The following is a 25933-nucleotide window of genomic DNA, read 5'->3' on the forward strand; positions in this document are numbered from 1 at the left end:
CTTCGCCAAAGGCAACATCTACTGGAGCTCAACCACCGGAGCCCACGCCGTCACCGGCGCCTACTGGAACGCATGGAAAGAAGCCGGCTTCCAACCCGCCATCGGCTACCCCACCAGCAGGGTGATGTGCGGCCTCTATGGGGGAGGCTGCTATCAGGCCTTCAGCAAGGGCAACGTCTATTGGACGTCGGCAACAGGGGCCCACGCGGTCACCGAACCCTACCGGGACGCGTGGCGCCAGGCCGGCTGGCAGATGGGCGGGCTGGGCTACCCGAAGGCGGCCGCCGTTGCGTACCTTGGATATCGCACGGTCGCCTTCCAAGGCGGCAGCATGACCTGGACTTCGGCTGGAGTTACCGTCAACTATTCGTGACGCCCACGGCCGGCGCCGGCCGGGCCGCTGCCCCTCTGGAAGCGGCGCAGGATAACCAGCGCCAGGAATCCGATCCCGACGGCGACGCCCACCCAGAGGCTGGACCCAAGCCGGTCCGACTGATTGTAGACCGGGTGCGCGATGACGCTGAGGACCCCGTAGATGGACAGGCCTGCCGCCGCCCACCCGGCCATCGGAAGGAGTCCCCGCCGCTTGGCGAGCACCATGCCCACGACAGCCGCAACGAAGACCGCCAGGTACGCGGCGTTGGCCGGAAGTGCTGCAAGGAAGGACAGGGCAAAGTCACCCTCCAAGGCGATCAGGCGCTGCAGCGGGTCGTCCACCGGCGGGAACCTGAAATGGTCGGTGAAGGTGTCTTGGAGGCTGTGCTGGAGGCCAGGCAGGCCAAGCAGGGTATTAATCAGGACGCTGGCCCCTGCGAACAGCGCGGAGACAACCGCTGCCGCCCTGAGTTGCGGCCGGCTGCGGTAGTCCTTGAACAGAAGCAGCAAGATGCACAGGCCAAGGAAGCTCACGCAAAGCAGCATCGTGGACGAGTACTTGAAGAAGAACACCATCCCCAGGCCCACCGCCATCAGCAACGCCCCCCGCTTCCGCGCACCGTTCATCAGGTGTGCCAAGCCGATTGCCATGACAAGGGAAGACAACAGGGTCGGCGCCTCCGCGAGCAGGGCGATGCCGTGGGGCAGGCTTACCGGAAGAACGTAGAAGGCCACTTGGGCAACTGCGGACGGCAGCAGCGGAAGCCTCGCGAGGTGGGCGAGCCGGGCAAGCAGCAGCCCGGCGACCGCCGTCGACAGAACGGCGACGATCCATAATCCGGTCCTGTCGCCGAGAAGGTTCATCAGGGGCAACGAGATCAGCGGATAGCCGATCCGGGGGCTGAAGATTTCCTGGTACTGCGGGTTCCTGTCGATGTAGCCGATCACAGGGCCGCGTCCTGCCATGGTGGTGCTCAGGCAGTTGTCAACCGTGCCCGCATACGGGATGGACGGGTTCTTGCAGAATTCCAGATATGCCGTTTCCCAGGCTTCATCCGGCGAGGCACCTTCCAGTTCGTGGGCGATCCGTAGGTACTGGACGGTGTCGCCCCAGACCACGCCCGGGCCCATGGCCAGGGTCGCCGCAGCAAAGATCAAAGCGGCCGCAACATGCACCCAGGCGTGCCGCACCCGCGTCGGCCGGTTTCCCGTTTTCCGGCCGGCAATAGATGACACCCGTGACTCCTCGCTTCACTGCCCCCTCGCCACAAAGCAGCCGCATTCCGTTCTTCGGAAGGGACCGGTGGCAATCAGTGAAGACCCGTTCCGGAACACCGTGAAGACAGCCCACGTCCGGGAATCCACCGGATCGAGTTTAGCTCAGCCGTGCCGGCCCGGCCGTCGCATCGGCGGCGCAGGACAAGGTCACGAGGCGGCCCCGGACGCTCTCGCCGCTCAGGGCTTTGCGTCCTCCAGGTCGGATTTGCGCATCGTTGCAGCGACCGGCGGGGGCGCGACCGCGGCCCGACGGAGCAGTGCCCCCTTGAGCCACTTCCCCACCTTGTGGAAGTGCCGCTCCACCCCGAGGTAAAAGCCAAAGGCAAGCAGGTTGCTGGCAATGATCGATAGGGCGATCAGCTGCCAGGCCGGCAGCACGCCGTGCAGGAAGTACCAAAGGTATGACACAACCGAGAAATGCAGGAGGTACAGCGAATAGCTGTAGCTCGAAAGAAAGAGGCTGAACGCCCTGAAGCCGCGCCCGAACCGCTCCTGGAAGACGCCGGGCACGCGGCCGGACAGGGACCGTTTGGCGGCGATGCCGTCGATCACGAAGTACAGATGGCAGAACGCCACGGAGGCCGGAAGGATGGTGCTCGCAGAGTGCAGGTTCTGCCGGTTGTAGTACAAGGCAACCAGGAACGCCGCCGTGCCCAGGACCACCACCCAGGCGTGGAAGGACCGTGGCAGCTTGGCAACCCGGCTGGCCCCGAGGGCGTAAAGCATACCGATGATCCAGGCCAAAGATTCGTAGCTTCCCTTTGCCATGTAGCCCACTGGCACGGCAATGGCGAAGATCAGCAGCAAGGCACTGCCGACGCCCAGTTTCGTCCTCCGCAGGGCCACAAACGCCAGGAGGCCGAAGGCAACGTAGATCCACCATTCGGCGACCACCGACCACAAGGGCGCACCGCTGCCCACGGGCCCCGCGTTGATCCAGGACGCACCGAGCCGGGGTCCGAATTCCTGCAGGAGGGGGTGGTTGAACAGCATGGTGAAGGCGCCGGCTATGGCCTGCGGGCTCAAGTCCACGCCGTCGAAGGGAAGCCTGGTGGTCCCCCGGAATACCAGGAAGTCACAGGCGATGATCAGTGCCAGCGCCGGGAAGAGCGGATAGACCACCCGTGCCACCCGGTCGAGCATATAGGAACCGAAGGTGAATTCCGGGCGGTCCCGCTTCTTCAGCACGGCGCTGGTGATCAGGTACCCCGACAGCACGAAGAAGATGATCACGGCAAAGGACTGCATGTAGAAGACACGGTGTCCGGGAACCATGAAGATACCCGGCAGGAAGATGTTCAGCCCGTGGCCCAGCACGACGGCCTGCGCGGAAATACCCCGGGCGAAGTCGAAGAAGACGATGGGCTGGCCCGCCTTGGCGGGAGCCCTTTCGGAAGTTTTCACGGTCTCAGTCAACGTGGGCCCTTTCTGGCTTCACACGGGCGCCGCCGGTCCGCTTCAACCTGGCGCGCCACCACGCGGCTCCCGCGAGAACTGCCACGGCGACCGAGGCAACCGTGATGAGGCCGGTGGTGAGGTTCGTAGGCAGGAGCATCAGGAATCCCGTGTAGGCGACGGCCGCAATGCAGCACAGCACATAGCTTCCCGGAGCCCAGCCGCCCGCCGCACGCTTCCGGGCGACAACGAAATAGGCAAGGCCAAGAAGCAGGAACGACGCTGACGACGCAACGGCCACGCCGACGAGGTTCCCCGTCGATGCGGGCCAGAAGGCGACGGCTGCGGAAACCAGCAGGACCGCCGGGGTGACCACCGACAGCCACCAGGTGGCGTTGTCGGCGAACAGCAGCGTGGAGGCGTTGAGGTACAGGACGTACCCCATGGCCGCGAGCGGCATGAGCTGGGCCACCGGGACGAGGCTTTCCTTGCCACCTGCCATCAGGTGGACGACGAGGTTCGCCCCCGCCGCGGCGACAACGACGATGGCCAGCCCGGCAAAGCTTGCCGTGGCCATCGTGGAGCGCATGCGCTCCACCCGGTCCTGTCCGCGCACGGACATCAAAGCCGGGACCCAGGCGTTGTTGAGGGCACCGAGCAACGTGATGGTTCCCAGGATGAACACCTGGACCTTGCCGTAGTCGCCCGAAACGCCGTTGGCTGCCACCACGGCAAGGAGGAACGGCGCACCTTGTGTGAGCAGCATGAGTGCACCGGTGTGCGGCAGCACCGGCCCTCCGACCGCGATCGCTTCGCGCAGTGCTCCCTTGTGGGAGAGCGGCATCGCCGGCCGGGCAACGAACAGCGAGAGTACCGCGCCCAGGAAGACGAGGACACCGTACCCGGCCATGAAGACCACGGCCTCCGAGCCGAACAGGAGCATGGCGAGCAGTCCGCCGACGTACGCGGCCATGGACGAGCACAGGCTGAGTGCCACGAACATGACCGGGCGTCCCTGTGCGCGAAGGATTGCCTGGGCCGCCAGGACCGAGGCCTGCAGTCCCATGGCCACCAGCGCAATCGCGAAGCTGGGCGTTCCGCTGCCGCTGGTGACAAGGCCGTAGACGCCTGCGCCCGCGAGGCCCAGCAGCAGTCCGCCGATCGTGAGGAATCCGCTGATGGCCCGGGCCTTGGCATGCCCGTCCGGTTCGAACCAGGCCTTCGTGATGGCCAGCGGCAATCCGGCGGAGGCAAGCACCACCCCGACCTGGATCACCGAAACGGACAGGTAGAGTTCCTGCCATTTGCTGTCGCTGTTGAGCAAGTGCAGGGCAAATGGCTGCACGATGAAGATACCGAGGCCCTGCATGAGGGCCCCGGCGAGGTACAGAAGCGAGTTCCGCCCGGTGTTGCTCACGGCGCCCGAGGCGGCTGGACCGCCGTCGGGCGCTGTTCTACTCACCGCTGCCGGCAAGCCACTCGAGGACACGGTCGATGACCCGCTGCTGGTCTTCCGGCGTGAGGTCAGTGGAGCATGGCAGCGACAGGCCACGCGCGAAGAGGTCTTCGCCGACGCTGCCGCCCACGCGGGCCTCGTCCTTCAGGGGCGGCTGCATGTGCAGGGGCCGCCACAGCGAACGCGACTCGATGTTGGCCTCGGCGAGGAAGTCCTGGAGCTCGTCCCGGGCGCCGGCACCGCGGGACGCGGGAACCTGGACCGAGTAGAGCCAGTACGTGGACTCCTGGCCGTCCAGGTCCGGCGGGGTCTGAATCTCGGTACCGGCAAAGGCCTCGTTGTAACGCTTCGCAATGGCGCGCTTGGCGGCGACGAAACCGTCGAGCCGTTCGAGCTGGGCGACGCCCAGCGCTGCCGCGATGTTCGTCAGCCGGTAGTTGAAGCCGATTTCGTCGTGCAGGTAGCCGCGGTCCGGCTGGCGTGCCTGGGTGGAGAGGTGCTTGGCGCGTCGCGCCAGTTCCTCGTCGTTGGTGGTGAACATGCCGCCGCCGCCGGTGGTCATGATCTTGTTCCCGTTGAAGGAGAACGCGCCCATGTCACCGACCGTGCCGACGTGGCGGCCGGCCAGCGGTCCGGATGTCCACGTGGCGCCCAGTGCTTCTGCGGCGTCCTCGATGACGAGGATGCCGTACTCCTGTGCGAGCTCGACGGCGGCAGCCGCGTCCGCCGGCTGGCCGAGGATGTGCACGATCTCGATGGCCTTGGGAAGCTTCTCCCCCGCGGCCTTCCGGCGCTCAAGTTCGGCGCGCAGCTTCGGCACGTCCATGCACCAGGACTCGGGGTCCGAATCCACCAGCAGCAGTTCGGCGAACTGGTAGGACGCGGCGTTGGAACTGGCCATGAAGGTGAAGTCGGACACCGCCACCATGTCGCCGGGCTGGATGTCGGCAAGGCGCATGGCGATGTGCAGGGCCGCAGTTCCGGAGGCGCAGGCCACCGCGTACCTGGCCCCGACGTACTCCGCGAAGCGCTTCTCGAAATCGCTGACGAAATGGCCCACCGAGGAAACGAAGCCGCTGCTGATGGCTTCGTTCATCAGCGTTGCTTCGCGTTCGCCGATATTCGGGATGGCTAGGGGAACTCGCGACACGGTTTGCCTTTCTGGCGGTTCAGCGGGCGTACTTGGCTGCGGCTGCGGCGTCGACGCCACGGGCCTCGATCCATTCGGCCGTGCGGCGCAGGCCTTCTTCGAGGCCAACCTGCGGGGCCCAGCCGAGTTCGGCGAGGGCCTGCGAGGGGTCGGACAGCAGGTGCATCACTTCGCTGGCTTCGGGACGGACCCGGATGTCCTCGGTGATGATCTCGGCGGTGGAACCCGTGACCTTGGCGGCCATCTCGACGAGTTCGCCGATGCTGACGTCGTAGCCGGTGCCGAGCTGGATGACCTGGCCCTCGAGCGGGATCTGCGCGGTGGCGGCCTTGAAGAAGCCGTCGGCGGTGTCTTCGACGAAGGTGAAGTCGCGGCGCGGCGTCAGGGAGCCGAGGTGGATCTTCTCGGCGCCGGCAATCATCTGCTGGAGCACGGTGGGGATCACGGCGCGGGCGGACTGGCGCGGACCGTAGGTGTTGAACGGACGCAGCACCACCACGGGGGTCTGGAAGGAGCTCGCCCAGGCTTCGCAGAGCTTGTCGGCGGCGATCTTCGTGGCACTGTAGGGAGACTGGCCGCGGAGCTCGTTGTCGATGGTGATCGGAACGGTCTTCGGGGTGCCGTAGACCTCGGAGGTGGAGGTGTTGACCAGGCGCGGAACGTCGTGGCGGCGCACGCCTTCGAGGACGTTCAGGGTGCCGACGACGTTGGTCTCAACATAGGAGCGGGGCGCCTGGTAGGAGTACGGGATCGCGATCAGGGCGGCGAGGTGGAGGACGACGTCGGAGCCCTTGACCAGGTCCGAGACGAACTCGGCGTCGCGGATGTCACCGAGCTGGAGGTCGACGGCGTCGCGCTCTTCGGGGCTCAGGTCATCCAGCCAGCCGTACGAGCCGTTGGAGTTGTAGACGCAGAGGGCGCGGACGTTCGCCCCCTCGGCGATCAGACGCTGCGTGACGTGGCTGCCGATGAAGCCATCGGCGCCCGTGACAACCACTGTCTTGCCTTTGATGTCCTCGAAATTCATGGTTATCACTGGCCTTTCGCTGTTGCTAGGTCTTTGGGAGTGCCGACGTCGATCCAGTCCGAATCAATGGGCCAGGCGGCCACGGTCTTGGACTCATCGATGCAGGCTTTGACGAGTTCGGGCATGGAGTAGGGCTCCATGTAAGGCACCATTGCCAGGGCTTCGGGAGACACGGCGTAGATGCCGGTGCTGATCTCGAACTCGACCGTGGGCTTTTCGACCACCGAGTTGATGGAGCGGTCCTCGGCGATGTCCAGGACGCCGAACGGTACCTGGTGGGTGTAGGGGCGGGCTGCGACGGTGACCGCGGCGCCCTTTGCCTCGTGGAACGCCAGCAGCTCACCGGCCGAGTAGCGGACCATGAGGTCGGCGTTGGTCACGATCACCGCTTCGTCGATCTCCTTGACCTCGTGGTGCAGCAGCCCCAGCGCACCGGCGGTGTTGAGCGGCTTCTCGGGGTCCTCGTGGAGGTACTTGATGCTGCAGCCAAGGCGCGATCCGTCGCCGAGGTGGTCCATGATCTTCTCGGCGAGGTAGGCCACGGAGACGTAGATGTTGGTGATGCCGGATTCGACCAGGCCGAGGATGATCCACTCGATGATGGTGCGGTCCGCCACCGTCATGAGCGGCTTGGGGGTGTCCTTGGTCAGCGCCCCGAGGCGGGTGCCCTTTCCGCCCGCCATGATCACGGCCAGGTTCTTCAGGGGCTTCCTGCCGACGATGTCGGTGAGGGTGTGAAGTCCGACGAGCGTGCCGCCGTCGTCCACGACGGGAACTTCGCTGATCCGCAGGCTCCGCATCAGGTCGAGGACGGAAGCGCGGGTGGCGTCGCGGCCCACCACGTGGGGGTTGCTGTTCGCGTATTCCAGGACCTTGGACTCCAGCTGCGCACCGCGGAGCAGCCCGCGGCGGATGTCGCCGTCCGTGAGGACGCCGTGGAGCACGCCGTCGTTGTTTGTCACCAGGGCTATTGCGGACGCGCCACGGTCGATGGCTTCCAGAGCTTCCCGCACTGTGGCTTCGGGGCCGATGCAGACCTTGCTCAGGGGGCCCTCAATAGTCATAGATTCAGCTCTCCAGCGTTACGTCAACAAATGTCTTGCTCAGCCCGGTCGAAGGACTTTCCACGACGACCTTTTCGATGAGCCCGGCAGCATGCGAATTCCCGTATGGGTTGATCACATCGCGGCTCGTCGCGCGGAACTCCGCACTCAAAGCCTTTTCAATACTAGCGCGAATCTCCTGGCGGTCATCGCGGCAGTGGATGACGTTGGCCCCGTGCTCACGCCCCCGCTGCCGGTCTCCGACGTTGACGACGGGCACTCCGAACGTGGCTGCCTCCAGGATTCCGGAGGAGGAATTCCCGATCAGCGCCTGGACCGTGGCCATCACCTGCGGGTACAGCGGCCCCAGGCTCTCGCGGACAACGACACCCGGCAGGCCCTGCGCTTCGATCTCCTTGAGGACGGCAATGATTTCCTCCCGCCCGGCGTCGAACCCCGGGTACGTGAGGATCGCGGTCCCCGCCTGGCGGATGCTCTCCTCGAACACCTGCCGGGCCAGTGCGCCCGCGTTGCCCGGCATTTCCGCCGTCGGCGGGTGGTAGGTCACCATCACGAGCGGCAGTTCGAGCCGCACGCCGAACTCGGCCTCGAACGCAGCCGCGTCCAGCGGCACGGGGTCGGCGAAGCGGTCCAGGCCCGGGGCACCGGTCTGGTGGATCCGGTCCGCGGACTCGCCCAGTTGGGCCACCCGGCGTGCGGCCTGCGCAGTACTCACGCAGTGCTGGTCGGCGAGTTTCGTGACTGCATGCCGGACGCGTTCGTCCAGGGCGCCTTCCGTCACTTCCCCGCCGTGCAAGTGGATGAGGCGGACACCGCTGATGATGAAGGGCGGGAGGACGTAGAGGAGTTCCCAGCGGTCACCGAGGACGACGACGGCGTCCGGCGCGAGGCTCCCGGCGAGCCCGGCCATCCGGGCCGAGAGCTCTGCCCCGGTGCGCGTCTGGGTGTCCGCGGTCAATTCCTCGAGGTAGAGCCCCTCTTCGTGGTGGGTGAAACGGCCCTCCGGGAGGCCGGCTTCGAGCAGCCTCGCGTGCGCGGTCCCTTCCGGGAACCCGATCGCTGTCGCGACGTGGAGGTCGACGGCGTCATCCGCGGCGAGTGCCGAGAGGACCGGCCCCAGCGGGAAGAGGTCCGCGCGGGTCCCTACAAAAGCCAGGACCAACATGCTAGAGCAGATCCTCCCCAAGCAGGGCCGTGCCGGCGGACACCGCACGCGCAGCGGTCTTGCCGATCACCACGGCCGACGGGGCAAGCCCGCCTTCGGGGCGCAGGATCGCCACGTCGTCGGCAGTGATGACGGACCCGGCGGCAATGTCCCGGGCGGCGTGGTACGAACGGCGGACCAGGGAAGCGTTGGCTTCCTCACTGGGCATCCGGCGCTTCCGGCCGTCACCGAGGGCGGCCTGGGCTTCACGCACGGACCGGACATAGAAGGCGAACTCGTCCCTCTCCAGCGAGGCGGAATGGTCCGGGCCGTTGCGGGTCTTGTCGGTGGTGATGTGCTTCTCCAGCAGGGTGGAGCCAAGGGCAGTAGCCGCAATGGCGGTGACCGCGCCGGGGGTGTGGTCGGACCAGCCCACCTCGACGCCGAATTCCTCCCGGAGGGCCGGGATGGCCCGCAGGTTCGCTTCCTCCAGCGGGGCCGGGTAGGCGGAGACGCAGTGCAGCAGCACCGTGGCGGGCGCCTTGGCGGTGGCTTCCAGGGCCGCCGCGATTTCCTCGCGGGTTCCCATGCCCGTGGAAACGATCATCGGGATGCCGAACTCGGCGATGGCCGAAAGGTACGGGGTGTTCGTCAGCTCGCCGGAGCCGATCTTGAGGCCCGGAACGCCCAGTTCGGCGAGCATGAGGGCGCTGTCGTAGTCGAACGGCGTCGAGAGGAAGGTGATGCCGCGTTCGTCGCAGTGGTCGCGCAGTTCCTTCCAGGCCGCTTCCGGGAGGGTGAGGCGGGCAAGCATCTCGGCCTGGGACTCGGCGAAGCCGGCCTTCTTCTGGTACGGAGTGGTTCCGGCGGAGCTCGTGACCAGCGCTTCCGGCTTGAAGGTCTGGAACTTGACGGCGTTTGCACCGGTGTCCGCTGCCAGATCGATCAGTTCGTGCGCGACGGCGACATCGCCGTCGTGATTGACGCCTGCCTCCGCAATCACGAAGACTTCTTCTGCCGGGCCGATGCTGTGGCTGCCGAAACGTACAGAAGCGGGACGCTGGTCATCCGTCAATGTGCTGGGCCTTTCGTTGGGTTGAGTCGCCGGGCGGGCACTCCCACATATGTTGCCATACCGTCCAATTGGCGGGTCGCCACCGCTCCTGCGCCAAGGACTGCGTGATCGCCGACGCCGACGCCGGGAAGGACACGGGCTCCCGAGCCAAGGAACACCTCCCGGCCGACCGTGGCGGCACCGAGCAGCACCGAACCGGGGGCCAGGTGCGCCCCGGGACCGACCCGGCAATCGTGTTCGACGATAGCGCCGGTGTTCACGATCACCGCCTCCCCCAACTGCGCGAGGGGACCGACGTGGGCATGCTCACACACCTGGGCCAGCGGCCCGAGGACCGCAGTAGCGTCCACGGTGGCGCTCGCCGCAAGCAGCGGAGCCGTGAGATCGCCGAAACGTTCGTCGGCCAACAGCCCCATTGCAATCCTCGACCGGACACCGTTGGCGCCCACCGCGATGGTGACCGACAGCGATTCCGCGAGGGCGAAATCCAGGGCCTCGGCGTCGTCGTCGAGCATCACCGGAACGCTTCCGTCCGCATTGCGGAAAGCCTCCGCTGCAGCAGTCCGCCCGGCCTCGGTGGACAAGGCATGGTCACCGACGGCGGCGATGCGGTCGCCGCGGCCCCTGATGATGGAGGCGAGGCTTCGGGCATGACCGGAGGCGCCGAGGATAAGCCAGGACCTCATGCGGCTGCACCGCTAAACAGGAATGCGCGCCCTGCTATGTTGTTCCGGGCGGCACTGCCCCGGCGGCAGGCCATCTCAGGGTTCTCCATATACCGCCGCAACACCTCAGAGCTTGGATTGGCCAGATGACTTTCACATCATACTTTGACGGTTCCAGTGCTGCCGGAAGCCTCCCCCTTCCACGGCTGGAGGGCACCGGCGGCCGGAAGACATCGGCTTTGGTGCGCGGAACCGGCTCCATCGGTGCCCGTCACCTGCGGGTGCTGCAGCAACTGGGCGTGGACAAGCTCTATGCCTGGCCCGTCCGGCCCGGCACGTCCCTGGGCGAGCGCCCCGACATCCCGGCCACGGCGGAACTGGTCGAGGCGTATCCGGATGCACCGCTGGACCTGGTGGTCGTTGCTACCGACACCCGGCGGCATATCGGCGACACCCTGGAGGCCCTGGGCCACGCTCCCGGGGCGGTCCTGCTGGAGAAGCCCGTGGCACCGGCGGCCGCCGATGCGAGGGTCCTCCTCGACCATCCGCGGGCGGACACCATCTCGGTCTCCGCCCCGCTGCGCTTCCACCAGGGCTTTGCGGTGGCGGCCGAACTGCTCCCCCGCCTGGGCCGTGTCACCAGCGCGCAGCTCGCCTCGCAGTCGTGGCTGCCGTCCTGGCGGCCCAACCGCGACTTCCGGAGCAGCTATTCGGCCCGGAAGGAAGACGGCGGGGTCCTGAGGGACCTGGTGCACGACATCGACTACCCCACCATGCTGCTCGGTGCCCCTACCGAACTGCATTCGGTCCTGGGCAGCGGCATCCTGGGCATCGAGGCGGAGGAATCGGCCGACATCCTCTGGGACAGCCCCGCCGCCGTCCACCTTCGCCTGGATTATGTGACCCCGGTGAAGACCCGCAACATCCGGGTCGCCACCGATGAGGGGGCGCTGGTGTGGGACGTCGTCCGCAACCGCGTAGCCCTGGAATGGCCCGACGCCGAAAGCGGCTCGACCGGGAGCGTCGAGGCGGTTTTCGGTGACGATGCCGACGTCGATACCGTCCTGGCCCGGCAATCCCTGTCCATTTTGCAGCGCGCCGGGATCGACGGCGGGACCACCATGGACCGCTTCCGTCCGGCGAGCCTCGCAGAGGGCGTGGCCAGCGTGGCCATCTGCGATGCGGCGCGCACGGCGTCGGCTTCCGGGAAGGCCGAAAAGGTAGTGTGGTGATACTGCGGTCCGGCAAAACGGGCCCGCGAATCCACCACGAGGATGACGTCAACAATGAATGAGAACCCGGCCGGGCCCAAAGTGCTCGCGGTCATTCCCGCACGCGGCGGGTCCAAGGGACTCCCCGGCAAGAACATCCGCCCCCTCCTGGGCAAACCGCTCCTGGCGCACTCCGTGGCGCTGGCGGAACTGCTCGGCGACAACGTGCGGTGCATTGTGTCTACGGACGACGCCGAAATCGCCGAAGTGGCAACTGCGGCCGGCGCCGAGGTGCCCTTCCTGCGCCCCGCCGAGCTAGCCAGCGACACTGCGCCGATGAGCGTGGTCCTGCGCCACGCCCTGACGGCCATGGAGGAACTCGATTCCACCAGCTACGACATGGTCCTCCTCCTGGACCCGACCAGCCCCACCCGGACCCCCGAAAGCGTGCGGTCCGCGATCGATTCGCTTGCGGCCTCTCCTGAACTCGACGGCGTCATCGCTGTCTCGGAACCGTTCTTCAACCCCACCTGGGTGGGCGTGAAGCCGGCCCCGGACGGCGCGTCCCACCTCGAGCGCTACTTCAGCGAAGGCGCCGGGGTGGTCCGCAGGCAGGATGTTCCGCGGTTCATGCGGATCAACGGCAGCTTCTACGTCTGGCGCTCCGAATTCGTCCGCCGGCTCGAGAACAGCTGGTTCGACGAAGGCCGCCACGGCTATGCGGAAATCCCCGAAACCCATGCCTTCAGCATCGACGACGAGCGGGAGTTCCGCTTGGTGGAGGCCGTGGTGAGCGCAGGGCTCGCACCGCTGCCCGGGGTCGACATCCCGGAAGCGGGCGCTGCAGCAGCTCCTGCGGGCGGCGAACCGGACGGAGAAGAGGCATGAGTTCCGGAGATTCCCTCTTCTCACTGCACGGCAGGCGCGCACTCATCACCGGCGGCGCGGGCCCTCTCGGCAGCGTCCTGGCCGACGCCCTCGCGGGCCAGGGCTGCGACATCATCATCTCGGACGTCAACGCCGACGCGTGCAACGACACCGCGGCGGCCATCGCCGGCCGCCACGGCGTGAACGCCGTCGGGATCGCCTCCGACCTGCTCAGCAGCCAAGGGACGAGCCGGCTGGTGGAGTCGATCGATGGTCCCCTGGACGTGCTGGTCAACAACGCCGCGTTCACCGGCACTTCCGGCGTTCCGGGCTACGCCGTCCCGTTCGAGGAGCAAAGTGACGAAGCGTTCGAGCTGGCTTCGTCCCTGAACCTCAGGGCGCCGTTCTCCCTGGCCCGGCAACTCGCCCCGAAGCTGGCCCAAAGCCCGGGCGGCTCGATCATCAACGTCTCCTCGATCTACGGCATCGTCGGCCCGAACATGGGCCTCTACGAGGGAACCCGGATGGGCAACCCGGCGGCCTACGGAGCCACCAAGGGCGGGATCGTGCAGCTGACCCGCTACCTGTCCACGGTGCTCGCACCGAAGGTCCGGGTGAATGCCTTCGCACCGGGCGGCATCGCCAGGGGCCAGGCCGACAGCTTCACGGAACGCTACGAAAAACTGACCCCGCTGGGCCGCATGGCCACCGAAGACGACTTCCGCGGGGTCGTGGTCTGGCTCGCGTCCGACGCTTCCCGCTACGTGACCGGCCAGACGATCGCCGTCGACGGCGGCTGGAGCGCCTGGTAAGGCACAACGGACAGCAAGGCGAAAGGCCCTGGAGCGGACGCTCCAGGGCCTTTCCGGTCTTGCCGTACTCTGCTTACGGACGCAGGGGCTCGACGGCGGCCATCGCCGGCAGCTTGGGCAGCGGCGAGGGCAGGTGCTTGAACGGATGCTTGATCCAGTGCCACGGAGACAGGCCTGCCTCGGTGGCATGCGCCCCTTCGGGAATCTTCTTCAGGCCAAGGACCGTCTGGGCTTTCGTGAGGGGGCCGCTGGCCCAGTACTCCAGGAACGGCACAACGGTATGCGAATCCCAGCCCAGGAGCGCCCTCAGCTCCTCCGGAGAACGCATGTCGGCCCGGCCGAGCTCGTCTTCGGCGATCTTCCGCAGGACCTCCTGCGGGGTGGATTCGTCGTAGAACTCGGGCCAGAAATCACGCATGACCAGCCCGGGATCGGCGTGGGCATTCGCGCCGAGCTTGAAGTCGGGGCCATAGATTCCCACGTCCGCACCGGTCACGCTGGCGTACATGAGGGCCGTGGAGAGCCTGTTGGACACCACACGGGGAGCTTCGGACATCATCCACAGGATCCGGCCGATGAACTGCGGGTCCCGGCGGTCGCCGGCGCTGACGATCTCGTGCCCGGCGTTGCTCCACGCGGACATGATTTCGTCGTTGTGCAGGTCGTCGATGTGGAGGCACACGGTGGCCGCGCCTTCCCGTTCCTTGACCATCTGCGCGTACGCTTCATGGTCGCCGTCGACCTTCAGCAGGGCGGTGCCGTGGAGCGGCAGCACGAGCGTCTTGTCCTTGCGGGCCGGCACGGCCCCGGCCTCCCGGGCACCGTCCAGCAGGTACAGGTACGGGGCGCCGACAGCGTCCAGCATCGGGGTGCCGTCCTCGAAGAAGTTTCCGGGGTCAGTGGGCTTCCAGCCCCGGGAGGAGCTGGTCCAAGAGAGCCGACGGCGTTTGGGGCCCCAACTGGCGAAGTCGCCGAACTGCGCGGTCACCGGGCTGCTGACAGTCCAGCCGTGCTGGATCAATCCTGAGACGTGCCGCAGGCGCTTGCTCCCGCAATACAGGGCAAAAACGGCAGAATGGCCGTAGTAATGGTTCTGGATATCCATGGGCTTTCAGGCACCTTCCGGTGGGATCGCGGACGGAGGCGACAGGGAAATGCACCGCCGGTGGCAAGGCTTCCGGCGGCGCATCTTCCCGGAGCGTCGGGGTGTCAGGGACGCACGGCGTGGGCGGCAAGCTTCCGCAGGCCAGGCCACATGCCCTTGGAAATCACCTTCGGGGTCAGCGATGCGGCGTTGAGCCGGGAAGTCAGATGCCACCTGGCGGCGCGGGCGGCGTCCTTCCATCCCCTGGCGGTGAAGTCGCGGACGCATTCGTCGAAGAAGGCACGCTCTTCTGCGAAACGGCGGCCGTCGAGGGCGCGCACGGAAGAGTCCGATTCGCGGTGGCGCCGGTACTGGAAGCAGACGGTGTCCAGGACCGCCATGCGTCCGCCGTGGAGGATGATGTCGATGGCCAGGGCGAGGTCCTGGACCACGTTGTACTGGGGGCGGAAATCGTGGGTCTTGACGGCGTCGGCACGCCAGGCCACGGACGGGAAGTAGAGCCAGTCACCCACCAGCAGGCTCTCCGCGATGGCCTCGTCGGAGACGATGGCTTCGGAGGCCTTGCCGACGAGCCGGTGCCGCAGGAAACTCTTGACCTTGTCGCCGAGCGGCTCGTAGACCGCGCCGTTCTCGTCGATGACCTCGACGCCGGGCTGCACGATGCTCACCGTGGGGTCTTCGAACGCTTTACGTACGGTGCTGATGTAGTTCGGGAGCATGATGTCATCGGCTCCCATGATGACGACGATCTCGTGCTCGACGAGGCCGATGCACTTCTTGTAGTTACCGTTTGCGCCGAGGTTCTGCTCGTTGCGGTAGTAGCGGACCCGCTCGTCGGAGCTCACCAGGCCGTTGAAGTACTCGGGGAGGCTCTCGTCCGGGTAGCCGTCATCCACGATCGTGAAGCGGAAGTCCTTGTCGTCCTGGGCGAGCACCGAGTCCACGGCGGCCTTCATCATGGCCACGTCGCCGTAGTACGGCAGCATTACATCAATCGTCACTTGTCTTCTTCTCTCGCTTGAAGGCTTGTCTGCGTGGTTGAACCGGTGTCCGGAACCACGGCTTCGGTGTGTGCTCCCCGCTGGAGCTGCTCCACGGAGGAACGGAGAATGGCGACCTCTTCGGCCAGGATCCGGGTCTCATCTTCCAAAATGGTCAATTCCCGCGAAACGTGCAAACTCACGCCGACCAGCAAAAGGATCGACAGCGCGAAAAGCAGGTTGGACGGGACAACGACCCCCACAAGGGCCGCCGCCCAGTTGAGCAGCCGGGGGAACAAGCCGAGGATGATGGTGAGTCCGCCGATGACCAGCCACAGAATGGCGTACTTCTCGCGAAGCCGTCCGTTCCGGAGCATGATCAGCACGACGATGACCATGAAGATGGAAAAAACCAGTGAAGCGGCGACAGTCATGCCTTAGACACTTCCCTCTCCGGCGATGTCGCCTGACTGTGGTGCATGCAGTTCCCCTGTGCCAGGAGTCCGGCGGCGGGCAAGTGCGAAACACAGGACCAGGCCCGACCGCGCCAGGTAGATGGAAGATTTGACCGGTCCCTGGCTCGGCGTACCGGCCTGGCGCTCCTTCATTTCCACCGGCACCTGGGTGACCTTGCACCCCGACTTGATGGCGACGACCAACGAGTCGATGGTGTCCCCCAGGTACTCGGTGGGGAAATGGGAAATGTACTGCCGGATGGCCCGCTCGTTGGCGGCCCGGAATCCGGAGGTCACGTCCGTCAACGGCGTGCGGGCCACAGCCGAGATGACCTTGGCCAGGAAGAACATCGCCCAGCGGCGCGGACCCCTCGCACCATAGCTGCCCCGGCCCGCGAAGCGGGCCCCGATGGAAATGTCCGAATGCTCCAACCCCGCCAGGACGCGGTCAATGTCGTGCGGGTCGTGCTGCCCGTCGGCATCCACCTGGATGACCGCACGGTACTTGTGCCGCAGGGCGTACTTGAACCCGGCCCGCATTGCCCCGCCGACTCCGAGATTAAAGGGCAACCGGAGCACCGTGGCACCGGCCTGTTCCGCAATCCGCGGAGTGTCATCCTTGGATCCGTCATCGACGACGAGCACATCGTGCTGGGGTACGACGTCAAGCACGTGTCGGATGGTGTTTCCGATAGCTTCTGCCTCGTTCCATGCTGGCATGACAATGAGAACGCCAGAACGCCGTGAATTACCCATGATTGTGGATTGTATCAAGGAGAGGGGTGACACCCGGCAGTCAAACGGCGCGTTGCCGGCGCCGGCGACGAACTCCCGGCCAGGCCTAGTAGTCTTGCGTTGACGTTTAGGAGTTGATCTATGTCCTGGTGGGAAACCCTCCCCACGCTCGGAATCGCCATCGTTGTTTTCTTCGCCCCAGGCATGGCTTTGCTGTGGACTGCCGGCGTGCGAGGACCGAGCCTGGCCGTACTGGCCGTTCCCGTGACAACCACCGTTGTCGCGTCGGCCGGCATCCTCTTCGGCTTCGCGCGGATTCCGTTCAACCCGCTTTCCATCGCTGCGCTGACCGTCGTTCTCCTTGCGCTCGTGACGGCTGTGCGGGTGGTGCTGCGCCGGAGGGGCGCGAAGCACAGTGCGCTGGAACTCCCGGACCCCGACCGCGGCGTGTATCCCCGGACAGCGGTCAACAAGGCCATCGTGGTCCTCGCCGTCCTGGTCCCGGCGGTCATCATCGCTGCGCGCTACATGGCCGGCTTCGGCAGTCCCGAGTCCTTCTCGGAGACGTTCGACAACGTCTACCACCTGAACGCAGTCCGCTACATCGCCGATACCCAGTCGGCCAACACACTGACCCTCGGGAACCTGACCGACACCTCCAAGGGACTGTACCCGGCCGGAATGCACGCGTTGCTCGCGCTCGTCCTGATGTCGGGCGGGCAGGCCATCACCGTGGCTGTGAACTGGGGATCCATTCTCTACGCCGCGGTCGTCTGGCCCCTTGGTTCGCTCTTCCTGGTCACCCGCATCGTCGGGTCCCGGCCACTGACCCTGCTGGGCGCCGGCGTCCTGACTGCAGGCTTCAGCAGCTTCCCGTACCTGATGGTGGCTTTCGGCATCCTCTACCCCAACCATGCGGCACTGACCATGCTGCCGGCGGTGCTGGCACTGACCATCGAAGCCAGCGGTATCCGTTCGGGCCAACTGAAACTCAACGGGAACGCGCTCGTGCTCCTGGCGGCCACGGTCCCGGGCCTCGCGCTCACCCATCCGAGCGCATTCGTTGCGCTGCTGCTGTTCGCCAGCCCCGCCGTCGTCGGCGTCTACCTCCGCGCTGTCGCCCGGCGGTACCGCGGGGAGATCAACGGACGGACCTTCCTCTTCTGGACTCTGGCTGTCGCCGTCTACGCCATCGGCAGCCTCGGCGTCTGGATCGTCGTCCGGCCCCCGCAGAGCGCCGCCAGCTGGACTCCGTTCCAGACCAACGCCCAGGCTCTCGGCGAGATCCTGGGAAGCGCCCCCATGGGCACCACCGTCGCTTGGATCATCTTCCTGCTGACCATCGCCGGTCTCTATGTCATTGCCCGGCGGATCCGGAAACACTGGTGGAGCCTGGGCATGTTCGCCATCGCCGCCGTGCTCTATTTGATCGTTTCCGCCTGGCCCGTGGGTTCGTTCCGCTTCTTCATGACCGGCGTCTGGTACTCCGACAGCAACCGCTTTGCCGCGATGCTTCCCCTTGTGACGCTCCCCGTGGCTGCGCTCGGCCTGGACTGGATCATCGCCCGGCTCGGACCGTTCATCGCCCACTGGGCATCCGCGAAGCACGACGGCGAAGCCCGGAAGAGCCCGCTGGAGCCTTTGCGGGGGCTTGCGGCCCGCCTCCAGGGGCCGACGGCGTCCAGCGCCGCCGCTGCCGTTGTCGTCCTCGCCATCGGCGTCGCCGGCCAGGGCGGCACCCTGTCCAACGTGCAGCAGCGGCTGTCCACCACCTTTGAGACCCGGACCGATTCGAGCCTCGTGACCGTTGACGAACTGACGCTCATGAAACAGCTCGCGGACATCGTCCCGGCCAGCGACATGATCGTCGGCAACCCGCGCACGGGCGCCTCCATGGCGTACGCGTTCTCCGGCCGCCACGTCATCGCCCCGCACATCCTCGGTGCGCGCAGCGACAGCGAACGGCTCCTCATGGACCACTGGAGCGAAGCGGCCTACAACCCCAGCGTATGCCCCGTCATCAAGGAGAAGCGCGCCTACTGGGCACTCGACTTCGCCGACCAGGAAATGACGCCCCGCGGCGAACCCCTGGAGGGCACGCGTGACCTGGCCGACGATTCCGCCCCTGGAGTGGAATTGGTCAAGGAGGTCGGCAAGGCGCGCCTGTTCAAGATGACCGCCTGCGGCTAGGCCCCCAAGCGAAAAGGCGGGACACCTAAGGTGTCCCGCCTTTCTCGTTATTCGCTAGATGCTTCAGGCCTGTTTGGACTTGAAAACGGCCTTGGCCAGTTCAGGAACAACGTTCCGTGCCGCCCACTCGGCGCCCCGCATGGACTGCCGCTGCAGGGCCACGGCCTCATCCCCCGAAACCACGTAGACCGTTCCGCGCCCGAAATCCGGGAAGTCCTTGCTCAGCGCCTTGTTTGCCTTGTAGCTGTTGAAGTCGCTGGAAGGAACGTTCACCACCAGGACATCCGCGCTCAGTTCGGCCGCACGCGTCCGCGGGAGGTAGACCATGCCCTTGGGGAACCGTGCCGGGGCTTCCTTCAGGCCCTTGCCGAGGCTGGCAAGAGCGGGTGGTGCTGCGAGTCCGAGGGAGGTGAAGAACGCGGCCGGCGCCGAGCCCTGTACGGCCAGGATCAGGTCGGATCCGGAGGCTGACGATGCCGAGACGAACAGGGCGGTGGCGCCTTTGAGCACCGGGTAGTCGACGACGGAGTCCGCAACTTCCTGGCGGGTTGCATCGATCAGCGGCGCGGCCGCGTCCTGCAGTCCGGTGACCTCGGAGATGAACCGGGTCACGGCCTCCCACGACTCGGCCGGCACGCTCTCCGGTGCGAGAATCACCGGGGCGAGGGCGGACAGTGATTCGTACTCCTCGCGGCTCAGCCGGCTGCCCACCGCGAGGAACGCCTCGGGTTCAAGCTCGGTGAAGACAGACGCGGAAAGCTGCCGGCCGTCGTCGTACGTCTGCGAGGCATCGGCAAAGGGCAAAGCCCGCAGGCCCGCCCGGTACCACGCGGTCGAGTCCGCCATCGGACGGGACAACGGAACAACGCCCAGCGAAACCAGTGTCTCTGCCTCCACCGCTCCCAGGGCCACGATCCGGGACGGAGGGGTCTTCAACGTGGTAGTCCCGAAACGATGGGTGATGGACTTGGGGAAGCCCGTATCCGAGGGCTTGACCTCCACGGGGCCTTTCTTGTCCGCCGAGCAGGCGGCTAAGGCCAGGGGCGCCAGGCCCGCAAAGGCGAGGAAAGCGCGGCGGCTGGTGCTCGTACGCTCGGGTCCGGACATCATTTTCTCGTTTCCCATCATAAAAATCGGCATTCCTGTCGAGGCCGGAGCCTTACGCTCCCGGGGCAAGGCTGAGCAGCCTGCGTTCAAAGACCGGGGCAAGACTTTCAACATAACTCTTGCTCAGGTGATTGTTGTCGAAGAACACGAAAAGCCCGCCCGTCACCGCATAACAGCGGGCGTCGTCGCAGAACTGGTCAGACAGGTCCAGCACCTTGAGGTTGGCATGCCCGAGTTCCGCGACGGCCTTGGCCGTCGGATCGGCCACAAGGGCCTTGTTCCGCGGCGTCGCACACGCCAGGGCGTTGCCCTTGTTGTTGATGACACAGCCGGGCGTGCTCTTGCCCAGGGTCAGCGGCGAGTCGCGGACAACGACCACCCTCGTGCCGTTCCGGCCCCACTTCGCGATCCGCCGCTCCACGGACGATCGGTACTGGCTCAACTGGTCGCGGCCGGTGCCGTCGTCGATCGTCTCCTTCACGGAGAAGGTCGAGGCGACCACCAGGTCCGGGCGCTGCTTCATGATCTTGTCCGAGACCTGCCCGCTCCAGTCCAGGCAACGGGATTGGCTCTTCTCATCCAGGCGGGGGGCGTCCATGAACGCGACCCTTCGCACGTCCGCCAGCGAGCAGCCACCGGCGAGGCTCAGACGGACTTTCCACTGCTGCTTCCGGGCCAGGTCGAAGAACGCGACCTTCCAGTGCTCAGCGTGGGAGTCTCCAATGAACCAGACGGTTTTGGCGTCCTTCTTCCCTCCGGAGTAGTCACAATCCTGGAGGTAGGGCACCCCCTGGACCCGGATCTGGTCCGTCGCCGAACGGCAGCCGGACACGGCGAAGTAGGGGGACTCAGCCCTTCCGATGTTCAGGGCGTGCGGCGGACCGTACTTCCCCGGGCAGGCAGCCCCCTCGTTCAGGCTGGCTGCGCCATAGCAGGGCGACTTCGCGAGGAGGGCCAGCTGCTGCTGCTGGAGTTGCTCGGCGTACCCGGCGGAGAACACCATGCCGACGGCCATGGCGCCCGCGAGCACCATCGCGCCGAAGCCGGCGAAGATGCTGACCCGTGCCTTCCGGTTCCGGAACAAGCGCGACCTGCCCGGATCCTCCACGAAGCGCTTGGTCAGCATGGCCAGCCCGATCGAGGCCACGCCGATGACGAGTTTGTCCCGGATGCGCAGCTCGTGGCCAAGCAACGGAGCCGCCAGGACGATCAGGGGCCAGTGCCACAGATACAGGGAATACGAAATATCCCCCAGCCACTGGACAGGCCCGAATCCGACGGCGGGCAGTGCGCTTCGTCCCAGCACCGAGCCTGCGAGGACGATCGCCCCCGTGCCCAGGACCGGGATGAGCGCCATGGCGCCGGGAAATAAGGTCTGTTCGTCGAAGACAACGAGCGAGGCAAAGAGGGCAACCGCGCCGGCTCCGGCGAGCAGCCCCATCGGCCGCCGAAGGGCCGGCTGCCGCATATTGCTGCTCTGCACGCCGCGGTCGGTAGCACGTCCCGCGAGTGCGAAGGTGGCCAGGGCGATGAGGCCCCCGGCCGCGAACTCCCAAGCCCGGGTGGTCGTGACGAAGTAGGCCTCGTTCTTGCTGTCGATCGTGAAATACACGCTGTAGGCCAGGGAGAGCACGAAGACCGTCCCCATCGTGGCGGACAGCAGGCGCAGCGGAGCCTTCCGCAGGCGCAGCGCCAGCAGGAACGCGCCGGCGAGCAACAGCGGCCAGACCAGGTAGAACTGCTCCTCCACAGACAAAGACCAATAATGCTGGACCGGCGTGGCCATTTCGTGGTCGGCCGAATAGTCGATGGACTTCGCGGCAAGGAGCCAGTTCTCGCCGTAGAAGACTGCGGCGATGGTTTCCCACGCGACATCGAGCCAGCGGGAGTAGGGCTGGATCAGCCAGGAAGCTGCGGTGCTGACGACGGCGACCAGCAGGGCTGCGGGAAGGAGCCGCCGCATGCGCCGGCCGTAGAAGGTGGCCAGGCGGACCCTTCCGGTCGCCCGGAGCTCTTCCACGAGGTGCCTTGTGATCAGGAAGCCGGAGATGACGAAGAAGATGTCCACACCCACGTAGCCGCCGGGCAGGAGCCAGGGCCAGAGGTGATTGATGACGACGGCGGTCACCGCAAGGGCGCGGAGCGCCTGGATGTCGGTGCGGAATTTCCCTGACGGTTTCGGCGTCGCCGGGCTGGAGACAGCGAGGGTGGGGGTCTGCTGGCTCACCGCATGGTCTCCCGGCGTGTGGCAGCAACGGGAGGCTGGGTCATGAAGCTCATCCTTTGGTGCGCGAACGCAGGAACTCGACGACGTCGTGGCTTGGCCCGTCCTTGAGCACGCGGCCGTGTTCCAGGAGGATGCCCCTCGAACAGACCCGCTGCACCAGATCCAGGTCATGGCTCACGACGACGAGGGTCTGCCCGGCGTCTACGAGTTCCTGGATCTTCTCCAGGCACTTCTTCTGGAAGGGCTCGTCGCCGACGGCGAGGATTTCGTCCACGAGGAAGACCTCGGGGTCGGAGTGGACGGCCACCGAGAAAGCCAGGCGCAGGTACATTCCGGACGAGTAAAAGCGCACCTCGGTGTCGATGAATTCACCGATCTCGGCGAACTCGACAATCGAATCGAAGCGTTCCTTGATCTGGGCTTCGGACATACCCAGGATGGCGGCATTGAGGTAGACGTTGTCGCGCCCCGACAGGTCCGGGTGGAATCCTGCGCCCACCTCGATCAGGCCGGCGACGCGCCCGCGGGTGCGCACGGTCCCCTCGTCCGGCGTCATGACGCCGGAGATGTGCTTGAGGAGGGTGGACTTGCCCGAGCCATTGAAGCCCAGCAGGGCAACGGTCTCGCCCTGGCGGATGTCCAGGCTCACGTCCCGGAGGGCATGGAACCTGGCCGAAAGATCGCCCTTGCGTCCCTTGAGGAACCAGATGAGGGCTTCCTTGATGGACCGGGTGTGGCGCAGCACGAACTGCTTGCTGATGCCCTTGATCTCGACTGTGACGGGGGAAAGTTCGGACACTACAGCTCCTGCGCAAACTTGACTTCGAGCTTGCGGAAGGTGAATTGGCCGAGGGCAAGCACCGCAGCCGAGACGACAAGGGCAACCGGGAGCCAGAGCTCGAAGAGCTGCGGCGGAGCGGCAAGCGCCGCGTCACCGCCCGCCGTCGATGACCAGAACGCGTAGTGGAAGAGCTCGACGCCGACCGTCACCGGATTCGACTGGTAGACCCCGAACCAGAAATCGCCCAGGCGCTCGTGCACCATGCCCCACTGGTACATGACCGGCGAAACCCAGGTGGCCACCATCAGCATCATCTCGACGAAGTTCTCGGAGTCCCTGAAGTAGACGTTGACCGAACTGAAGAAGAGGCCAAGCCCCACCGACAGCATGGCCAGCACCAGGAATCCCGCGAAGCCGGCGAGGATCCCCAGCGGCGTGGGCTGCCATCCGGTCAGCAGGCAACCGATAAGCAGCACCACGAGCTGCGGGAAGAAATGGGCCGCCGACACGAAGACCGAGGCCACCGGGAAGAGTTCGCGCGGGAGGAAGATCTTCTTGATCAGGCCGCTGTTGTACACGATCGACTTCGCAGCGTTGTTGAGCGCCTCGGTGAAGAAGTTGATCAGCACGATGCCGGAGAAAAGGTAGACGGCGTAGTTGCCAACGTTCTTGTTCAGGCCCAGGAACACGCCCATCGCGATGTAGAACACCACGAACTGGATGGCCGGCTTGACGTAGGACCAGATGACGCCGAGCACGGATCCCCGGTAGCGGAGTTTGATCTCCTTCCGAACCAGCAGCTTGAGCAGGTACCTGCGGCGGAAAACGTCCTTCAGGCCCTGCCCGATTCCAGGCCGGACCAGGGGCGTGTCCAGGAGCGAGGTCATCCGCGCTCCCCCAGCGCCTGCGCGTTCCGGTCGCGGCTGTCGGCGATCGTGTGCTCGGCGAAGGTCTTCGACCAGCTCTCCATGGAGGCCAGGGCCGGCATTTTGGCCTTGTACTCCGCGGAGAGTCCGTCCCAGCGGCGGACCAGCTGGAACATCGACGCCGCGGCCGAGGCCAGGAGGGACTTGGCCAGCTGGGGGTCCCGGACATACCAGGACGCACCGGTTCCTTCGGCGTTGGTGACGATCGCCGAATCGAACTGGGACACGGTCCACCACTTGTTGTCCTGGTGGGAAATCCGGGCCTGCGGCCGGGCGGTGTCCTCGGCGGAGACGTCCGTGAAGAGCTGTTTGCGCAGCGTCTTCACACCCCAGGGAAGGAGGGTCTTCAGCGACGGGCGGCCGGAAACGGCCGCACTTCCACCGAGGGTCTTTTCCTTCTGGGCCGTCGGGAAGTCATCCGGATCGCTGAGGTACACGGTGTCGCTGTGTTCGGCCAGCATCGCGCGGATCCGCGGCAGGGTGGTGTCCAGCATCCCGTGCAGGGCGTCGGGACCCTTGAGGAGGTCCTCCATCGCCCACACCCGTCCCTTCGCCGTCGCGTATTGCATGGAAAGCGTGTGCTTGAGGTCGGCGAAAAGGGCGCCCAGCAGCGCACGGCCGCCCTTCGCGAAGGGGCTGTACATCAACGCGACCATGAGCCGGTTGCGGTTGTGGAAGTAGGCCTGCCAGCCGACCAGGTCGTCCTTGTCGCCCCACGAGATATGCCAGACGGCTGCACCCGGCAGGCTGACGGTCTGGTAACCGTGTGCCTTGGCGCGCAGGCCGAACTCCACGTCGTCCCACTTGATGAAGACAGGCATCGAAAGCCCGATCTCCCGGATGATCGACGTGGGGATCAGGCACATCCACCAGCCGTTGTAGTCGACGTCCACGCGGCGGTGCATCCAGGGAGTCTGGCGCAGGTTGGAAATCAGGAAGTCATGGCCCAGTTCCATCTCCGCGTAGGGCTGGTCCGGCTGGATCCGCTGCGGGTTCACGATCTCGCCCAAGGTGTGCAGGGCAGTCCTGTGGTGCAGGTCGAACATGTGGCCGCCGACGATCGTGGGTTTCCGGCAGTACCGGGCGAACGTCAGGAGGCGGGTGATGCTCTCGGGTTCGATCACGATGTCGTCGTCCATGAGCAGGACGTAGTCGCTGCCGTTGCCGCAGGCTTCGAACATACCCCGCGAGAAGCCGCCAGAGCCGCCCAGGTTGGACTGTTCGATGATCCGCAGTTTCCCGCCCAGGTCCTTGGCGACTTCCTCGAAACCCGCGGCAGCCGAGACTTTGTCGGTGCCTTGGTCCACGATCAGGACTTCGCTGACATGGTCAAGGCACTCAGGGTGCGCAGCGAGCAGGCGGAGGTTGCTCAGGCAGAAGGAGGTCTTGTTGAGGGTGGTGATCTCCAGGGTCACGGACGCGGCGGCAGGTGCCGGGCCGGGCGCCTGCCACTCGGCGGTGTCCATCAGCAGTTCGCCGCGGCCGGCGACCAGGTCGAACCAGTACCAGCCGCCGTCGCCGAACGGGAGCAGGTCCAGTTCCACGACGGAGGTCTGCTCTCCCGACACGGGGATGCTCTTCTGCTGCAGGAGGGCACCCTTTGCGTTGGAGCGGAAGACCACGATCGTGCCCTCGCCGCGGGTGGTGACGCTGAGGCGGACACGGCTGAGCGTGGTCCACTTCCGCCAGTAGCCGGCGGCGAATGCGTTGAAGTAGCTGCCGAAGGAGACCCGCTCGCCGGGCCGCACGCGCGTGGCGCAGCGGCCGATGAAATCTTCGGCGTGGGCTTCCCTGGCCTGCGAGCTCAGGCGGACGGGGCGGCGGCCCTGCTTCCTGGCTTCCTGCTCGCTCGGGGCCGGTGTTCCCGCGGCGGTCCCCATGTCAACGTAGAGCGGCGCGGTATCCATC

At 66.1% G+C, this 25933-nt stretch carries 23 protein-coding genes; 5 read left to right on the top strand and 18 right to left on the bottom strand.

Annotated features, from left to right (window positions below; translation table 11 throughout):
- Positions 1-373 (top strand): LGFP repeat-containing protein (locus DWV11_RS15735; RefSeq protein WP_425452070.1); only part of this gene is annotated, 373 nt, incomplete at its 5' end.
- Here DWV11_RS15735 and DWV11_RS15740 read toward each other — a convergent pair.
- The 9 genes from DWV11_RS15740 to DWV11_RS15780 form a co-directional block, all read right to left on the bottom strand.
- Complete coding sequence (locus DWV11_RS15740) at positions 364-1611, bottom strand: hypothetical protein (protein ID WP_136017922.1); 1248 nt, start codon at positions 1609-1611, stop codon at positions 364-366. The genes DWV11_RS15735 and DWV11_RS15740 overlap by 10 nt on opposite strands.
- A gap of 219 nt (positions 1612-1830) precedes the next feature.
- Positions 1831-3057, bottom strand: coding sequence for an acyltransferase family protein (locus DWV11_RS15745; protein ID WP_168404729.1), 1227 nt, complete (start codon positions 3055-3057; stop codon positions 1831-1833).
- Positions 3058-3061: 4 nt separating this feature from the next.
- Positions 3062-4510, bottom strand: a complete 1449-nt coding sequence (locus DWV11_RS15750; RefSeq protein WP_136017923.1) for a lipopolysaccharide biosynthesis protein — start codon at positions 4508-4510, stop codon at positions 3062-3064.
- Positions 4503-5654 (bottom strand): aminotransferase class I/II-fold pyridoxal phosphate-dependent enzyme, encoded by a 1152-nt coding sequence (locus DWV11_RS15755; protein WP_245953716.1) that lies wholly within the window; start codon positions 5652-5654, stop codon positions 4503-4505. Before DWV11_RS15755 ends, DWV11_RS15750 begins: the two co-directional genes overlap by 8 nt.
- Positions 5655-5673: 19 nt before the next feature.
- Complete coding sequence (locus tag DWV11_RS15760) at positions 5674-6681, bottom strand: SDR family NAD(P)-dependent oxidoreductase (RefSeq protein ID WP_074588144.1); 1008 nt, start codon at positions 6679-6681, stop codon at positions 5674-5676.
- Positions 6682-6686: 5 nt separating this feature from the next.
- Positions 6687-7745: a sugar phosphate nucleotidyltransferase gene (locus DWV11_RS15765; RefSeq protein WP_115789868.1), complete on the bottom strand. Its 1059-nt coding sequence runs from the start codon at positions 7743-7745 to the stop codon at positions 6687-6689.
- A 4-nt stretch (positions 7746-7749) separates the two neighbouring features.
- A complete protein-coding gene (gene neuC, locus DWV11_RS15770; RefSeq protein ID WP_115789869.1) occupies positions 7750-8910 on the bottom strand; it encodes a UDP-N-acetylglucosamine 2-epimerase in 1161 nt (386 codons plus the stop codon).
- A gap of 1 nt (position 8911) precedes the next feature.
- Positions 8912-9964, bottom strand: coding sequence for an N-acetylneuraminate synthase family protein (locus tag DWV11_RS15775; protein ID WP_245953718.1), 1053 nt, complete (start codon positions 9962-9964; stop codon positions 8912-8914).
- Entirely contained in the window at positions 9961-10650 is a 690-nt protein-coding gene (locus DWV11_RS15780) for a PglD-related sugar-binding protein (RefSeq protein WP_115789870.1), read from the bottom strand. Before DWV11_RS15780 ends, DWV11_RS15775 begins: the two co-directional genes overlap by 4 nt.
- A 125-nt stretch (positions 10651-10775) precedes the next feature.
- Here DWV11_RS15780 and DWV11_RS15785 point away from each other — a divergent pair, with 125 nt between their 5' ends.
- The 3 genes from DWV11_RS15785 to DWV11_RS15795 are packed head-to-tail and all read left to right on the top strand — an operon-like array spanning position 10776 to position 13519.
- Positions 10776-11861 (top strand): Gfo/Idh/MocA family protein, encoded by a 1086-nt coding sequence (locus DWV11_RS15785; protein ID WP_115789871.1) that lies wholly within the window; start codon positions 10776-10778, stop codon positions 11859-11861.
- A 54-nt stretch (positions 11862-11915) separates the two neighbouring features.
- On the top strand, positions 11916-12728 hold the full coding sequence (locus DWV11_RS15790; RefSeq protein WP_115789872.1) for an acylneuraminate cytidylyltransferase family protein: 813 nt from the start codon (positions 11916-11918) through the stop codon (positions 12726-12728).
- The gene (locus tag DWV11_RS15795) at positions 12725-13519 is read left to right on the top strand and encodes an SDR family oxidoreductase (protein WP_115789873.1); all 795 of its coding nucleotides are present in this window, start codon (positions 12725-12727) and stop codon (positions 13517-13519) included. The genes DWV11_RS15790 and DWV11_RS15795 overlap by 4 nt, the downstream gene beginning before the upstream one ends.
- Before the next feature lie 73 nt (positions 13520-13592).
- On the opposite strand, the gene DWV11_RS15800 is transcribed toward DWV11_RS15795, so the two are convergent.
- The 4 genes from DWV11_RS15800 to DWV11_RS15815 form a co-directional block, all read right to left on the bottom strand.
- Positions 13593-14624, bottom strand: coding sequence for a hypothetical protein (locus DWV11_RS15800; RefSeq protein ID WP_115789874.1), 1032 nt, complete (start codon positions 14622-14624; stop codon positions 13593-13595).
- 104 nt (positions 14625-14728) lie between these two features.
- Complete coding sequence (locus DWV11_RS15805) at positions 14729-15625, bottom strand: glycosyltransferase family 2 protein (protein WP_115789875.1); 897 nt, start codon at positions 15623-15625, stop codon at positions 14729-14731.
- Positions 15622-16038 carry a DUF2304 domain-containing protein gene (locus DWV11_RS15810; RefSeq protein ID WP_115789876.1) on the bottom strand — a complete coding sequence of 139 codons (417 nt, stop codon included), beginning with the start codon at positions 16036-16038 and terminating at the stop codon, positions 15622-15624. Before DWV11_RS15810 ends, DWV11_RS15805 begins: the two co-directional genes overlap by 4 nt.
- 3 nt (positions 16039-16041) lie before the next feature.
- The gene (locus DWV11_RS15815) at positions 16042-16779 is read right to left on the bottom strand and encodes a glycosyltransferase family 2 protein (RefSeq protein ID WP_115789877.1); all 738 of its coding nucleotides are present in this window, start codon (positions 16777-16779) and stop codon (positions 16042-16044) included.
- A gap of 156 nt (positions 16780-16935) precedes the next feature.
- On the opposite strand from DWV11_RS15815, the gene DWV11_RS15820 reads away from it, so the two are divergent.
- On the top strand, positions 16936-18984 hold the full coding sequence (locus tag DWV11_RS15820) for a DUF6541 family protein (RefSeq protein WP_115789878.1): 2049 nt from the start codon (positions 16936-16938) through the stop codon (positions 18982-18984).
- Between the two features lie 63 nt (positions 18985-19047).
- Here DWV11_RS15820 and DWV11_RS15825 read toward each other — a convergent pair whose 3' ends face one another.
- The 5 genes from DWV11_RS15825 to DWV11_RS15845 are packed head-to-tail and all read right to left on the bottom strand — an operon-like array spanning position 19048 to position 25932.
- Positions 19048-20109 carry a TroA family protein gene (locus tag DWV11_RS15825; protein WP_136017924.1) on the bottom strand — a complete coding sequence of 354 codons (1062 nt, stop codon included), beginning with the start codon at positions 20107-20109 and terminating at the stop codon, positions 19048-19050.
- A gap of 34 nt (positions 20110-20143) precedes the next feature.
- Positions 20144-22318 carry an acyltransferase family protein gene (locus DWV11_RS15830; protein WP_168404732.1) on the bottom strand — a complete coding sequence of 725 codons (2175 nt, stop codon included), beginning with the start codon at positions 22316-22318 and terminating at the stop codon, positions 20144-20146.
- A 49-nt stretch (positions 22319-22367) separates the two neighbouring features.
- Positions 22368-23117 carry an ABC transporter ATP-binding protein gene (locus DWV11_RS15835; protein WP_115789881.1) on the bottom strand — a complete coding sequence of 250 codons (750 nt, stop codon included), beginning with the start codon at positions 23115-23117 and terminating at the stop codon, positions 22368-22370.
- Positions 23117-23986 (bottom strand): ABC transporter permease, encoded by an 870-nt coding sequence (locus DWV11_RS15840; RefSeq protein WP_115789882.1) that lies wholly within the window; start codon positions 23984-23986, stop codon positions 23117-23119. Before DWV11_RS15840 ends, DWV11_RS15835 begins: the two co-directional genes overlap by 1 nt.
- Positions 23983-25932, bottom strand: a complete 1950-nt coding sequence (locus DWV11_RS15845) for a glycosyltransferase (RefSeq protein WP_115789886.1) — start codon at positions 25930-25932, stop codon at positions 23983-23985. Before DWV11_RS15845 ends, DWV11_RS15840 begins: the two co-directional genes overlap by 4 nt.
- Position 25933 lies beyond the last annotated feature (1 nt).

Source organism: Arthrobacter silvisoli (genome assembly GCF_003369445.1).
In the GTDB taxonomy this organism is placed as follows: Bacteria; Actinomycetota; Actinomycetes; order Actinomycetales; family Micrococcaceae; genus Arthrobacter; species Arthrobacter silvisoli.